General features: G+C 65.1%; 16 protein-coding genes. 9 read left to right on the top strand and 7 right to left on the bottom strand.

Going from position 1 to position 12,589, the window contains the following annotated elements; all coding sequences use genetic code 11:
• The first annotated feature begins 180 nt into the window (after positions 1 to 180).
• From ACFE7D_RS04800 to queE, 3 genes are all read left to right on the top strand, one after another.
• Complete coding sequence (locus ACFE7D_RS04800) at positions 181 to 1,098, top strand: Hsp33 family molecular chaperone HslO (RefSeq protein ID WP_375394292.1); 918 nt, start codon at positions 181 to 183, stop codon at positions 1,096 to 1,098.
• A 161-nt stretch (positions 1,099 to 1,259) separates the two neighbouring features.
• A complete protein-coding gene (queC, locus tag ACFE7D_RS04795; RefSeq protein WP_375394291.1) occupies positions 1,260 to 1,979 on the top strand; it encodes a 7-cyano-7-deazaguanine synthase QueC in 720 nt (239 codons plus the stop codon).
• Positions 1,976 to 2,608 (top strand): 7-carboxy-7-deazaguanine synthase, encoded by a 633-nt coding sequence (gene queE, locus ACFE7D_RS04790; RefSeq protein ID WP_375394290.1) that lies wholly within the window; start codon positions 1,976 to 1,978, stop codon positions 2,606 to 2,608. The genes queC and queE overlap by 4 nt, the downstream gene beginning before the upstream one ends.
• A 15-nt stretch (positions 2,609 to 2,623) precedes the next feature.
• Here queE and ACFE7D_RS04785 read toward each other — a convergent pair whose 3' ends face one another.
• The 3 genes from ACFE7D_RS04785 to lipB all read right to left on the bottom strand — a co-directional run bounded on the left by ACFE7D_RS04785 (position 2,624) and on the right by lipB (position 4,572).
• Complete coding sequence (locus tag ACFE7D_RS04785) at positions 2,624 to 3,325, bottom strand: hypothetical protein (protein ID WP_375394289.1); 702 nt, start codon at positions 3,323 to 3,325, stop codon at positions 2,624 to 2,626.
• Positions 3,326 to 3,513: 188 nt separating this feature from the next.
• Positions 3,514 to 3,783 carry a hypothetical protein gene (locus tag ACFE7D_RS04780; RefSeq protein WP_375394288.1) on the bottom strand — a complete coding sequence of 90 codons (270 nt, stop codon included), beginning with the start codon at positions 3,781 to 3,783 and terminating at the stop codon, positions 3,514 to 3,516.
• Between the two features lie 105 nt (positions 3,784 to 3,888).
• Positions 3,889 to 4,572 carry a lipoyl(octanoyl) transferase LipB gene (lipB, locus tag ACFE7D_RS04775; RefSeq protein ID WP_375394287.1) on the bottom strand — a complete coding sequence of 228 codons (684 nt, stop codon included), beginning with the start codon at positions 4,570 to 4,572 and terminating at the stop codon, positions 3,889 to 3,891.
• A gap of 127 nt (positions 4,573 to 4,699) precedes the next feature.
• On the opposite strand from lipB, the gene ACFE7D_RS04770 reads away from it, so the two are divergent.
• Together ACFE7D_RS04770 and ACFE7D_RS04765 are read left to right on the top strand one after the other, a co-directional pair.
• Positions 4,700 to 5,524: a hypothetical protein gene (locus tag ACFE7D_RS04770; protein ID WP_375394286.1), complete on the top strand. Its 825-nt coding sequence runs from the start codon at positions 4,700 to 4,702 to the stop codon at positions 5,522 to 5,524.
• Positions 5,524 to 6,264: a hypothetical protein gene (locus tag ACFE7D_RS04765; RefSeq protein WP_375394285.1), complete on the top strand. Its 741-nt coding sequence runs from the start codon at positions 5,524 to 5,526 to the stop codon at positions 6,262 to 6,264. Before ACFE7D_RS04770 ends, ACFE7D_RS04765 begins: the two co-directional genes overlap by 1 nt.
• Here ACFE7D_RS04765 and ACFE7D_RS04760 read toward each other — a convergent pair.
• From ACFE7D_RS04760 to ACFE7D_RS04750, 3 genes are all read right to left on the bottom strand, one after another.
• A complete protein-coding gene (locus ACFE7D_RS04760) occupies positions 6,243 to 6,836 on the bottom strand; it encodes a GNAT family N-acetyltransferase (RefSeq protein WP_375394284.1) in 594 nt (197 codons plus the stop codon). The genes ACFE7D_RS04765 and ACFE7D_RS04760 overlap by 22 nt on opposite strands.
• A gap of 7 nt (positions 6,837 to 6,843) precedes the next feature.
• The gene (gene hemF, locus ACFE7D_RS04755) at positions 6,844 to 7,686 is read right to left on the bottom strand and encodes an oxygen-dependent coproporphyrinogen oxidase (protein ID WP_375394283.1); all 843 of its coding nucleotides are present in this window, start codon (positions 7,684 to 7,686) and stop codon (positions 6,844 to 6,846) included.
• 214 nt (positions 7,687 to 7,900) lie between these two features.
• Positions 7,901 to 8,347 (bottom strand): tRNA (cytidine(34)-2'-O)-methyltransferase, encoded by a 447-nt coding sequence (locus tag ACFE7D_RS04750; RefSeq protein WP_375394282.1) that lies wholly within the window; start codon positions 8,345 to 8,347, stop codon positions 7,901 to 7,903.
• 185 nt (positions 8,348 to 8,532) lie between these two features.
• Between ACFE7D_RS04750 and petA the strand changes: the two genes are divergently transcribed.
• The 4 genes from petA to ACFE7D_RS04730 all read left to right on the top strand — a co-directional run bounded on the left by petA (position 8,533) and on the right by ACFE7D_RS04730 (position 11,981).
• Entirely contained in the window at positions 8,533 to 9,126 is a 594-nt protein-coding gene (gene petA / locus ACFE7D_RS04745; protein ID WP_375394281.1) for a ubiquinol-cytochrome c reductase iron-sulfur subunit, read from the top strand.
• Between the two features lie 2 nt (positions 9,127 to 9,128).
• On the top strand, positions 9,129 to 10,412 hold the full coding sequence (locus ACFE7D_RS04740) for a cytochrome bc complex cytochrome b subunit (protein WP_375394280.1): 1,284 nt from the start codon (positions 9,129 to 9,131) through the stop codon (positions 10,410 to 10,412).
• Positions 10,413 to 10,441: 29 nt separating this feature from the next.
• On the top strand, positions 10,442 to 11,293 hold the full coding sequence (locus ACFE7D_RS04735; RefSeq protein WP_375394279.1) for a cytochrome c1: 852 nt from the start codon (positions 10,442 to 10,444) through the stop codon (positions 11,291 to 11,293).
• 223 nt (positions 11,294 to 11,516) lie between these two features.
• The gene (locus tag ACFE7D_RS04730; protein ID WP_375394278.1) at positions 11,517 to 11,981 is read left to right on the top strand and encodes a hypothetical protein; all 465 of its coding nucleotides are present in this window, start codon (positions 11,517 to 11,519) and stop codon (positions 11,979 to 11,981) included.
• Positions 11,982 to 12,016: 35 nt separating this feature from the next.
• Here the strand turns inward: ACFE7D_RS04730 and ACFE7D_RS04725 are convergent, their stop codons facing one another.
• Entirely contained in the window at positions 12,017 to 12,475 is a 459-nt protein-coding gene (locus ACFE7D_RS04725; RefSeq protein ID WP_375394277.1) for a MaoC family dehydratase, read from the bottom strand.
• Positions 12,476 to 12,589 lie beyond the last annotated feature (114 nt).

The following is a 12,589-nucleotide window of genomic DNA, read 5'->3' as shown; positions in this document are numbered from 1 at the left end:
CTTCCCACCCGGCTGCGCCGAGCGGGCCCAGTTCAGGTCGATCATGCCCGCATGATCTGAACGACGCGGGGCGCTGTTCACCTGAAACTCCTCTCCCAATGGAAAGGGAGAGACGCCGAAGGCGGCGAAGGGCGAGGACAGGTTGATCGCGCGCGCTATCCGCCCCATTTCGCGGCGCATATGACCGACCGCGCACTATCCGATACCGACCGCACGCTAGCCTTCGCGATTCCGCAGCGGTCCGCGCGTGGGCGCGTCGTGCGGCTGGGGCCCGCCCTCGACACCGTGCTTGCGGCGCACGCCTATCCGCCTGCCATAGAGGCATTGCTTGCCGAGGCGCTGACGCTCGCTGCACTGATCGGATCGACGCTGAAGGACGCGAGCGGTCAGCTGACGATGCAGACCCGCACCGACAGCGGCGTGGTCCAATTGCTGGTATGCGATTACCGTGGCGGGGAAGTCCGGGGCTATGTCCAGCATGATGCGGACAAGCTGGCCGAAGCGCCCGAGCGGCCAACGCTCTTCGCGCTGTTCGGCGCGGGCTATCTCGCGATCACGTTCGATCTGGAGACGACGGGCGAGCGGTATCAGGGGATCGTGCCGCTGGACGGCGAGACGCTGACCGAGGCGGCGCAGAATTATTTCGTGCAGTCCGAACAGATCCCGACCCTGATCCGCGTCGGCATCGCCAGGCTCGGCGACGGCACCACGATCGCGGGGGGGCTGTTTCTCCAGCATCTGCCCGAAGGAGAGAATGGTCGGGAACGATTGCACACGAGGCTGGATCATCCGGAATGGGAGCATGTCGCGGCGCTCGGCACCACGATGGGCGGAGAAGAACTGACCGACCCGACGCTGCCGCTGGAGACTTTGGTCTGGCGGCTATTCAACGAAGAGGAGGTGCGTGTCCATCAGGTGCTGCCGATCGCGCACGGTTGCCGGTGTACGCCCGAGCATATCCTCAACGTCATCGGGAAATTCCCGTTGGAGGAACGTCAGGCGATGGCCGGGGATGACGGCGTGATCCGGGTGGACTGCGCGTTCTGCGCGAGCGTCTTTCCGGTGCCAGTGGAGGCCGTGGTCTCGGCTGACGATTAACGCGATCTTTACCCCCCTTGGCATATGACCGGGACGTGCTTCTAGTTCGGCACGCTTTCTCTCCCTTGTAAGAAACTCGGGGCCGCCAACGAGCGGCCCTTTTTCGTTCGGGCCTGCAGATGTTGCGATGCCGTGCGGAAGCGCTTAGCGGGCGATGGATCATGTCACAGCATAAACCCATCGCGGTCGCGCTCGTGTCGGGCGGGCTCGACTCGATGGTGTCCGCAGCGATCGCGCGCGAGGCGGGCTATCGGCTGCTCGCGCTATCGATCGACTATGGCCAGCGTCACCGGATCGAACTCGACGCGGCCGCGCGCGTGGCGGCTGCGCTGAGTGTCGAACGCCATATCGTCCTGCCGATGGACCTGTCCGGGTTCGGGGGCTCTGCGTTGACGGCGACGGACATCGCGGTGCCGAAGGACGGCGTGCAGCCGGGTATTCCAGTCACCTACGTGCCTGCACGCAACACGATCTTCCTCAGCCTCGCGCTCGGCTGGGCGGAGGCGGCGGGCGCGCGCGACCTGTTCATCGGGGTCAATGCGCTCGATTATTCGGGCTATCCCGATTGCCGCCCCGAATTCATCGCCGCGTTCGAAGGACTGGCCGAACTCGCTACCAAGGCGGGGATCGAGGGCGAGCCGTTCCGCATCCTGGCCCCGCTGCAGCATATGACGAAGGCGGATATCGTCCGCGAAGGCGACCGGCTCGGACTGGACATGGGAATCAGCTGGTCCTGCTACGATCCGGCACCTGCCGGCGAACATTGCGGGCGCTGCGACAGTTGCCGCCTGCGCGCGAAGGGGTTCGAGGAGGCCGGCGTGGCCGATCCGACGGTGTACGCGGTTTTCCCAGGTTTGTCGGCGCGCGCCGACGGGCCATGACCTACGCGGTCAAGGAGATGTTCCTGACGCTCCAGGGCGAGGGCGTGAATGCCGGCGCGCGTGCGGTGTTCGTGCGTTTTGCCGGGTGCAATCTATGGTCGGGCCGGGAGCAGGACCGCGCGACTGCGATCTGCCGGTTCTGCGATACCGACTTCGTCGGCACCGACGGGTTGGGCGGCGGCAAGTTCGCCGACGCCGCGACGCTCGCGGCGTCGGTGGTGGGGTTCTGGGGGCCGGGCGTCACCGATCGCTTCGTCGTGCTGACCGGCGGCGAGCCGATGCTGCAGGTCGACGACGCGTTGGTAGATGGGCTGCACGCGGCAGGCTTCCGGATCGCGATCGAGACCAACGGCACGCTGCCCGTGCATCCCCGCATCGACTGGGTCTGCGTCAGCCCCAAGGCGGGCAGCGTCGTCGTTCAGCGGTCCGGCGACGAATTGAAGCTGGTCTGGCCGCAGCGGGGGACCGACATCGAACTGATCGAGCACTGGACTTTCCCGCACCGGTTGATCCAGCCGCTCGACGATATCGACGCCGCCGCCAACCGGGATGCCTGCGTCGCGCTGGTCATGGCGCGGCCCGGGTGGCGGCTGTCGCTCCAGACGCACAAGCTCCTCGGGTTGCGGTAGGCCGGCCGCGAAGCCTCAGCGCGCTGCGATCCCTGCGGGCGGCCAATTCTGCTCCCCACATTTGCGAACCTGCCACTCGCCCTTTTTTGACCAACAGGCCTCGTCCAATCGCGGAACGGGAAGATTGTAGGTCCGCGCATAGACGTAGGAGGGCACGCCCTGTTCACCATACGGCACCAGGCTATTGCGCAATTCGCGCATCCGCGCCTGCGCCAATGCGATCAGCCCACCGCGCGGGGTGAAGATCGCATCGCGTCCGATGACGTTGGCGGTCTGGCAGAAATTGCGCTGTGCCGACACGGTCGAGAAGCTGGAATAGATATGCGTGCCGAACTGGTCGAACGCATCCGATCCCGCCTTTTTCGTCTTCACCTTGGCAGTGCGCAGATAATATTTGTTCAGCACCGCCTGTGCCGCGTCGAATTCGCCGTCATGATCCTTCAGCATGGCATTGTAGTTCGACACGACGAGCAACGTGGGCTCGAACTGGCATTGCAGCGCCGCCACGTTCAGGCCTGCGCGCATGTTCCACAACAGACCGGCGCGCAGTTCCGCCGGGGTCGCATTCGGCATCGAAAATCCGATATCGGCTTCGTCGCCCGTCACCGATCGCCCCGCCATGTCATGGCTCTTCAGATAGAATTGGGCCGACGCCGGCCACGCGGCGATGCCGCCTGCAGCCAGCATAAGCGCGGCCGCGATACGCAACGAACTCATGAAACCTCCCCGAAGGACTATGTCGGTGATTCTAGGTGGTTTCGTCGCCGGGCCCAAATGGTTTTTAACCACGAACCGTCATGCGGATCGACCGTCACGCCGTTCGCGAAACGAAAAGCGTCTTTCAAATGAAAAGGGCCGCCCGGTCGCCCGGACGGCCCTTTTTACGACGAAGCCCGTCGGGGCAATTACATCGTGGTGTTGCTCGTGCTGTTGGTCGTCATGCTGTCGTTCGCCATCATGCCGCCATTGCCCATCGTGTCGTTGGCCATCGTGCCACCGTTCATCGAGCCATCGACAGCAGTCATGTTGTCCGACATCGTGTCCATGCCCTCGGTCGAGTTCATGTCGGTGACGGTCGTGTTGGTCGTATCGGTCTTCGGGCCGCAGGCCGAAACCATCAGCGCGGCACCGGCGATCATCGAGCCGGCCATAACCTTGGAGATAAGTGCACGCATTTCGGAAGCTCCCTTAGATAGAGGATTTGGACGGCTGGTGGCCATTTATAATACCCAAATCGAAGTGGACATTAAACGCAATAGGCCTGACCCTCAAGCCTCGTTTTAGTTCCCACAAGAAAGAGTTTCAGCAAAAGCCCCTGCAGTCGCCGCAAGTGCGGCGTCGAAGACGGTCATATCCGCCGCGATCCCGAGCGCGGCGATGCTGGTGACGGGATAATCCGGCAGCCCGCACGGCACAATACCCCCGAAATGGGAAAGATCGGGCGCGACGTTCACCGCGAAGCCGTGAAGCGTGATCCACCGGCGGACGCGTACGCCGATCGCGCCGATCTTCGCCTCGGTGCCGCCATCGTTAGTCCAGATGCCGACGCGCCCCTCGGCGCTGAACGCTGTCACGTCCAACCGGGCCAGCGCGGCGATGACCCAGTCCTCCAGCGCATGGACATAGCGACGCACGTCGCGCCCGCGCGTCGACAGGTCCAGCACAAGATAGCCAACCCGCTGGCCGGGGCCGTGATAGGTGTGGCGTCCACCGCGTCCGGCCGCCACGACGGGAAAACGCGGATCGATCAGTTCGTCCGGAACGGCGCTGGTGCCCGTGGTGTAGACGGGTGGATGTTCCAGCAGCCAGGCGAGTTCGCGCGCCGCGCCAGCGCCGACGGCGGTCGCGCGCGCCTCCATCTCGGCCAGCGCCTCTGCATAGGGGACGAGACCGGGCGTGACGCGCCATTCGGCGCCGGGCAGCGGGCTGTCCGCCTGCAGAGGGTCGGGGCGGGAACCGGTCATCGCGGGCGACATGTCCCCTGCATCGGTCGCTTGCAAGCGACGTGACGCTAGCGGTGGTCAGTCCGTTGCAGGTGCGCTAGTCTTCTCGCCAACGACCGCAACGAAAGGGTGAAGGCGCATGGTTCGGATGGGGAACGTCTGGGATCGGACGACGGACGTGCTGTCGGGGCGGGGACGGGCACTGGCGGGGATCGCGGCGTTGGCGATCTTCCTGCCCGGCGCCGTGCGCACGGCCTATTCGCTCTATGTCGGCAAGAATGCGCCCGCTACCGCGCTGCTCGGCGGACTGATCGCGATCATCGCCTCGCTGGCGGCGGTCTGGGGCCAGTTGACGCTGATCGCTCTGTCGACCGATCCCGCCACCACCGAGCCGCAGGCCGGGGCGGTCGGCCGTGCGCGATTGCTGCCGACGATTGGGGTCGGATTGCTGATCGGTATCGTGTTCGGCCTGTTTTTCCTGCCGATCTTCATCGCGCTCGTCGGTGCGGGGTGGAGCCCCGAGGCGATGCAGGCGGGGCAGATGCCGACGCTGTCCAGTGGCCAGGCGGGGTTCATCGGGCTATACGGGCTACTGTATGCCATCCTGGCGCTATGGGTCGCGGCGCGATTGGCGTTGTGGACCGCGGTGATGGTCAACGAACGGCTCGGCATGGGCGCGATCCGCCGGTCGTTCGCGCTGACCCGGGGGATCACCTGGCGGATCATCGGCGTCTTCGTGCTGTACCTGATCGTGCTGGGGATATCGTTCAGCGCTGCGCGTGCGGTGACGGGGGTGGTGTTCGGGCTGATCCTGGGCACCGGTGCGAAGGCGACCGTCGGCTTCCTGGCGGCGGTGGCGGGCGGCGCGGTGGCGGCGGTGTTCTCGACCGTCGCGGCGGTGTTCACCGCGCAATTGTACGTCGCGACGCGGGCGTGGCCGGCGGCGCCGGCCGGGACGCCATTCGACATCTGATGACCCTCGATTTCACGACCGTTCTTCGCGATGCGTGGACGTTGTTCCGCCGCGACCGCGACATCCTGTTGCGGATCGCCGGCCCGTTCCTGTTCCTGCCGACCTATGCGCTCGCGTTGCTCGTTCCCGCACCGCCGACCCCCGACGCCGCCGCTGCCGATAGCCAGGCTGCGACCCAGGCATGGGTCGAATCGATCGGCGACTGGGGAACGGCGCATGGCGGGTGGTTCCTGCTGTCCTATGCGATCGCCTATGTCGGCGGCGCGGCGATGCTGTCGCTGTATCTCGACCCAGTGCAGCCCGATGTCCGCGGTGCGCTCCGTCGCGCGGTCGGCCTCGCCCCGCGATTTCTGCTGGCGATGTTCGCGCTGATGCTGCCCTCCGGCCTGGGGCTGTTGCTGTGGGTCATCCCGGGGTTGTTCATCATGGGGCGCACGATGCTGGTCGCGCCCGTCCTGGTCGCCGACCGGCCGATCGGCGTGCTGGCGGCGATCGCGCGCGGCTGGCGCATGGGACGCGGCGCATCGCTGTCGCTGACCGCGCTGTCTGCCTTCACCTATGTCACCGGCTGGATCGCCAGCGCGCCGTTCCTGGCACTGGACAATTGGCTGCGCACGGGGGCCGATGCCAACCCGGTGCCGATCGCCATCGTCGATGCGGCGGCGGCGGCGGTGGCGACCGCGTCTGGACTGGCGGGAACGATCGTGGCGCTCGCGGCCTATCGACGGCTTGCCAGATAGGGGATTTGCGACGCGGCGTCGGCTGGCAGCAGCCCCAGCGCACGCGGGTCCGGAAACGTTTCGATCGTCCGGGCCGTCGCGACGAAGCCTTGCGCGCGGTAGAAGCTCAGCGCCGACGGATGGTCCAGCGTACACGTCCGCACGCGGATGCACGCGACGCCGGGGGCCCAGGCAAGCGCCATCGCCTGCGCCATCAGCCAGCGGCCATGCCCCTTGCCCGCCAGTTCCGGAACGAGCGCGAAATAGGCGATGTCGACGACATCGCCGCCCGGCGAGTCCAGTTCGAGCAACCCGACCTCGATCCCGCGTGGATCGGCGACGGCGAAGATCCGCCTGGCGGGTTCGGCCAATGTCTCCACCAGCCGCGCCTCGTCCATCGCCAGTCGCGAAAACCAGAGCCACGGCGCACCGATCCGGGTGAACAGCCTGCGATAGGCTTCGAGCGTCGGGGTCTGCCAATGCACAAGTCGCAGCGGAGTGACGGGCATCGGGCGGAGCGGCGGGCGGGTGCGCATCTCCAGCGTGGTGACGATCGTCGCCACCTCGTCGTCCGCGACGGGTATCAGGACCATGGCGCGATCAGGACCATGTCGCGACGGGGGGCAGGCTCATCAGGATCGCATCGACATTGCCGCCGGTCTTCAGCCCGAACGACGTGCCGCGATCGTAGACAAGGTTGAATTCGGCATAGCGCCCGCGCCATGCGTTGCGCACCGCGATGTCGTCCGCGGTGAAGGGCATGTCCATCCGCCGTCGGACGATCGCCGGATAGCTGGCGAGAAAGGCGCGACCGACGTCCTGCGTAAAGGCGAAGTTCGCGTCGAAATCGCCCTCGAGGTGATCGTAGAAAATGCCGCCGACGCCGCGGTGGACCTGCCGATGGGGTATGTAGAAATAATCGTCCGCCCATCGCTTGAACCGCTCGTAATCGCCGGGGCCGTGCGCGTCGCACGCGGCCCTGAGCGATTGGTGGAAGGAGACGGTGTCTTCCGGGATCGGGATCGGCGGGTTCAGGTCCGCGCCGCCGCCGAACCAGCGTCTGGTGGTGACGAGGAACCGGCAGTTCATGTGGACCGCGGGGACGTGCGGGCTGGCCATATGTGCGACCAGGCTGATGCCCGTGGCGAAGAACCCCGGATTGTCGCCCGCGCCGTGGATCGACTTGGCGAATTCGCCCTCGAAAATACCGCCGACGGTGGAGACGTTGACGCCCACCTTTTCGAACACCCGTCCCTTCATCACGCCCCGGACCCCGCCGCCGCCGGGTTCGCGCGAGGGATCGACGCGGTCCCAGGCGATATAATCGAACGCCGCGTCCGATCCTGCCTCGCGTTCGATCGCGACGAATTCGGCACAGATACGATCGCGCAGATGTTCGAACCACAGGCGAGCGGCGGCTTGTTGGGGGTCGAGAGGGGGCATCGACGGGGTTCTTAGCAAATCGTCCCCGGCACGGGGAGGCTGTTCGAGCTTTGGCTTGCCCCCGGCAAGCCAAGATCACGTCCGGGGGACGTGATCTCGCTCGAACACGCCGCGAAGCGGTGGTGGGAGGGGGCAGGCGGCGAGGGGTATCGTCGGTTGCGAGCCCCCCTCCGTCAGCCTGCGGCTACCACCTGCCCGCGCGCGGGCAGGGGAATTAGGTGGGCCAATCCGTTTGCCGCAACGCCTCGCCGAGAACGATCGCCACCGACACCGACAGATTGAGCGAACGTAATCGCGGCCGCATCGGGATCACCACGCGGGCATCCGCGCGGATGTGGACGCTTTCCGGCACGCCGGCCCCCTCCTGCCCGAACAGCAGCACGTCATCGCGGTCGAACGCCATGCCGTGGAGCGGCATGGCGCCCCTGGTCGTCAGTAATACGAGCCGCCCGGCGAGCTGGCGCTCGAACGCCGGCCAGTCTTCGTGACGGGTGATCGCGACATGGTCGATATAGTCCATGCCGGCACGCGCAACGCGTTTGTCGTCCCAGGGGAACCCCATCGGCTCGATCAGATCGACCGCCGCGCCGAGGCAAGCCGCGGTGCGGAGAACGGCACCGACATTCCCGGCTATCTCCGGCTGATACAGGGCGATGCGCATTCCCGCCGTCCTAGCCGCTGCGCGGGCGGGCCGCAAAATGCTGTTGGCAAAGCCGACCCCGCCCGTCTATCAGTCCACGACACTCCCGTGGGGTGGCGACAGGCATGGTGGGCGCACGGGCTTCGGCGATACGAAGCTGGTTCTTCCGCCATCGCCCGGCAATGTGACGTGCAAGGGTTTGTTGAATGGCCACGGTCGACGATACTGTTCCTCTCGGCGAAGATCCCGCGCCTTTTCATGAACCGATGGACGATCCGCGCCGCCGCGACTTCATGAACATCGCCGCGATATCGCTCGCGGGCGTCGGCGGTCTTGCGATCGTGCTGCCGCTCATCAATCAGATGAGTCCGTCCGCGGACGTGCTGGCGCTGTCGACCACCGCGGTCGACCTCACCAAGATCGAACCCGGACAGGGCGTCGTCACCAGCTTTCGCAAGCAGCCGCTGTTCGTGCGCAACCTGATGCCGAAGGAGATCGCCGAAGCGAACGCGGTCGACATCTCGACCCTGCGCGATCCTGCGACGCTCGCATCGCGCACCAAGCCCGGCCACGAGAACTGGCTCATCACGCTTGGCGTCTGCACGCATCTGGGCTGCATCCCGCTCGGCATCCACGAGGGCGAGAACCGCGGCAAGTTCGGCGGGTATTTCTGCCCGTGCCACGGGTCGCAGTACGACACGGCCGCGCGCATCCGGCAGGGGCCGGCTCCCAAGAACCTGCTCGTTCCCGATTACACCTTCACTTCCAATACGGCGGTTCTCGTCGGCAAGGCGGCCTGATCATGAGCTTTCCCTGGGCAAAGCAGTACGAGCCGAAGGTGCCGCTGATGCGCTGGCTCGACGAGAAGCTGCCCGTACCGCGGCTCGTCTACAACGCGGTCGGCGCGGGCTATCCGGTGCCGCGCAACCTCAATTATTTCTGGAACTTCGGCGTGCTCGCCGGGGCGGCGCTCGCCATCCAGATCATCACCGGCATCGTGCTGGCGATGCATTATGCCGCTAACGGCGCGATCGCGTTCGACTCGGTCGAACATATCATGCGCGACGTCAACGGCGGCTGGTTCCTGCGCTATGCGCACGCGAACGGCGCATCCATGTTCTTCATCGTCGTCTACACGCACATCTTCCGCGGGCTGTATTACGGTTCGTACAAGGCACCGCGCGAGATGGTGTGGCTGCTCGGCGTCGTGATCTTCCTGCTGATGATGGCGACAGCGTTCATGGGCTATGTGCTGCCATGGGGCCAGATGAGCTTCTGGGGCGCGCAGGTCATCACCGGTTTCTTCTCGGCGATCCCGCTGGTCGGCGAGAGCATTCGCGTGTGGCTGCTGGGCGGGTTCGCGCCCGATGACGCGGCGCTCAACCGCTTCTTCTCGCTCCATTACCTGCTGCCGTTCGTGATCGCGGCGGTCATCATGCTGCACATCTGGGCGCTGCATATCCCGGGCTCGAACAATCCCACCGGCGTGGACGTGAAGGGCAAGCAGGACACCGTTCCCTTCCATCCTTTTTATACCGCGAAGGACGGGTTCGGGCTCGGCATCTTCCTGCTCGTCTTCGCGTTCCTGCTGTTCTTCGCGCCCAATTATCTCGGCCATCCGGACAATTACATCCCGGCCAACCCGCTCTCGACGCCGGCGCATATCGTGCCCGAATGGTATTTCTGGCCGTTCTACGCCATCCTGCGCTCGTTCACCGCCGACTTCATCCTGCCGGCGAAGCTATGGGGCGTGCTGGCGATGTTCGGTTCGATCCTGCTGCTGTTCTTCCTGCCGTGGCTAGATACTTCGCCGGTGCGGTCGAACAACTACCGGCCCAAGGCGCGGATCGCGTTCTGGGTACTGGTCGTCGACGTGCTGATCCTGGGCTGGGTCGGCGGGTCGGAAGCGACGCCGACCTATGCGATCCTGGGTCAGATCACCGCGGCCTATTATTTCGCGCATTTCCTCATCATCCTGCCGGTCATCTCGCGTTCGGAACGCCCGCGCCCACTGCCCAATTCGATCACCGAAGCGGTACTTTCGAGGGCCGGCGGGACGAGCCCGGCGCAAACGGCGCTCGCGTGAGCCGGACCGGAAAAGGGGCTTAAAGAACAATGGTTCGTGCAATTGCAGCGGTCGTCGGCGCCGCGTTCGTCTTCGTGCTGGCGCTGGCGCTGTTCGGCACCGTGTCCGATCGGATCAAGACGCCCCCGGCCGAGACCGCGGCGGAATGGGTCCATGATCGCACCCCGCTGCTGAACGCAGACCTGCCGTCGGCCGGTCTACTCGGCAAATATGACGACCGTCAGCTGCAGCGCGGTTTCCAGGTGTTCAAGGAGGTTTGCTCCGCCTGCCATTCGATCCGTCTGGTGGCGTTCCGCGACTTGCAGCAACTTGGCTATAGCGAGCCCGAGACGAAGGCCATCGCGCAGCAGTGGCAGATCGAACAGCCGTCGCCCAACCCTGATACGGGTGAAACGGCGACCCGCAAGAATTTGCCATCGGATCATTTCCCGCTGGTCTTCGCCAACGACATCGCCGCGCGCGCCGCGAACAATAACGCGGTGCCGCCCGATCTGTCCGACATCACCAAGGCACGCGAAGGCGGGGCGGACTATGTCTATCGGCTCGTCGGTCACGGCTATGGTCCGCAGCCGGCCGAATTACTGAAGGAATTCCCGGATATCGCGACGCCCAAGGGGCTGTATTACAACCAGTATTTCGCGAACCTCAACATCGCGATGCCGCCGCCGCTGAAGTCGGACGGGCAGGTGCAATATACCGACGGCACGAAGCCGACGGTCGATCAGATGGCGAAGGACGTCGCGTCGTTCCTGACGTGGACCGCGGAGCCGAAGCTGGAAGCCCGTCACGCCGGCGGGTTCGCGGCGTTGATCTTCCTGCTGATCTTCTGCTTCCTGTGCTGGGGCGCGTATCGGAATGTCTGGCGCGACGAGGTTCATTGACTGGTTCGGGAGGGCGTAGGTCCTTCGCACCGGAGGTGCTCGCGCCCGATGCAGACAATATCGCCGTCTGGTCGGTAGGACAGTAGTCCTACCGGAACCGCGGCGTTCGTCGTACGTTCTGCAATGATCGCGACGCGTTCTACGTCGCGCCCAGCGTACGGGACGAGATATCATGCTCAGGAAAACAGGAATTGCGGCGCTCGCCATTGGGTTAGCGGTTGGTTTGTCGGGTTGCGTCGACGATTATGGCTATGGCGGCGTCGGTGTCGGCTATGCCGCGGCACCAGGCTATTATGGCGATGGTCCCTATGGTGACGGGACCTATGGCGACGGTGCCTATGGCGACGGACTATACGGCTATGGCGGCTATGGATATGGCGCGAGCTACTTCGGCTGGTACGGCGACTTTTATTACCCAGGGTCGGGCTTCTACGTCTACGACCGTTATCGCCGACCCTATCGGTGGAATGGCGATCAGCAGCGCTACTGGAACGGCCGCCAGCAATATCGCGGCAATGGCTATACCGGGCGCGGCAATTGGGGCGGCTTCGATCATCGCGGGGGTGCGACCGGCGGTTTCCGCGGTAATGGCGGTAACCAGGGCGGCGGCGGGTTCCACGGCGGCGGCGGGAGTTTCCACGGCGGCGGTGGCGGCCATGCGGCGCATAGCGGCGGTGACCATCGCTGAAACCGGGATGCGGCGGGACGCACGGTCCCCCCGCGTCATACCGGTCGCGTGGAGATCAGCCCGTTCGACACGAAGGTCATCACCTTTACGTCATGTTGGTTATAAACGTTCATCCGGCTCTTGAAGATGCCCATTTCGGGCCGGCTCGCGGATCGCCGCTTTTCGAGTATCTCCGTCTCGCATCTTAAAATGTCGCCCGGATAGACCGGGGTAAGCCATTTCAGTTCGTCGATGCCCGGAGAGCCGAGGCCCGCTTGGCGATCCGCCTTCATGTTCTCCACCACCATCGCCATCGTCATCGCGGCCGTGTGCCACCCGCTCGCCGACAGCCGCCCGAAATGCGTCGCCGCTGCGGCGTCGTCGGACAGGTGAAAGGGCTGTGGGTCGAATTTTGCCGCGAACGCCATCACCTCGTCGCGCGTGACCGCGTAGCTGCCGAAGCTGGCCTTGCGACCGACCTCCAGATCCTCGAAATAGAAACGGTTGTCGGTCATCGGCGTTGCCCTCCCCGGGTATATCGTTGCCGGTCTCATGCGAATGTTCGCGGATTTACCCTCCCCCTCGCGGGCAAAGGACAAAAGATCAAACGTTGAACCGGAACAACATCA

Origin of the sequence: uncultured Sphingomonas sp., assembly GCF_964244235.1 — a bacterium.
Lineage (GTDB): Bacteria > Pseudomonadota > Alphaproteobacteria > Sphingomonadales > Sphingomonadaceae > Sphingomonas.
The sequence above is the reverse complement of the archived record's forward strand: the minus strand, read 5'-3'. Positions and strand labels throughout refer to the sequence as shown.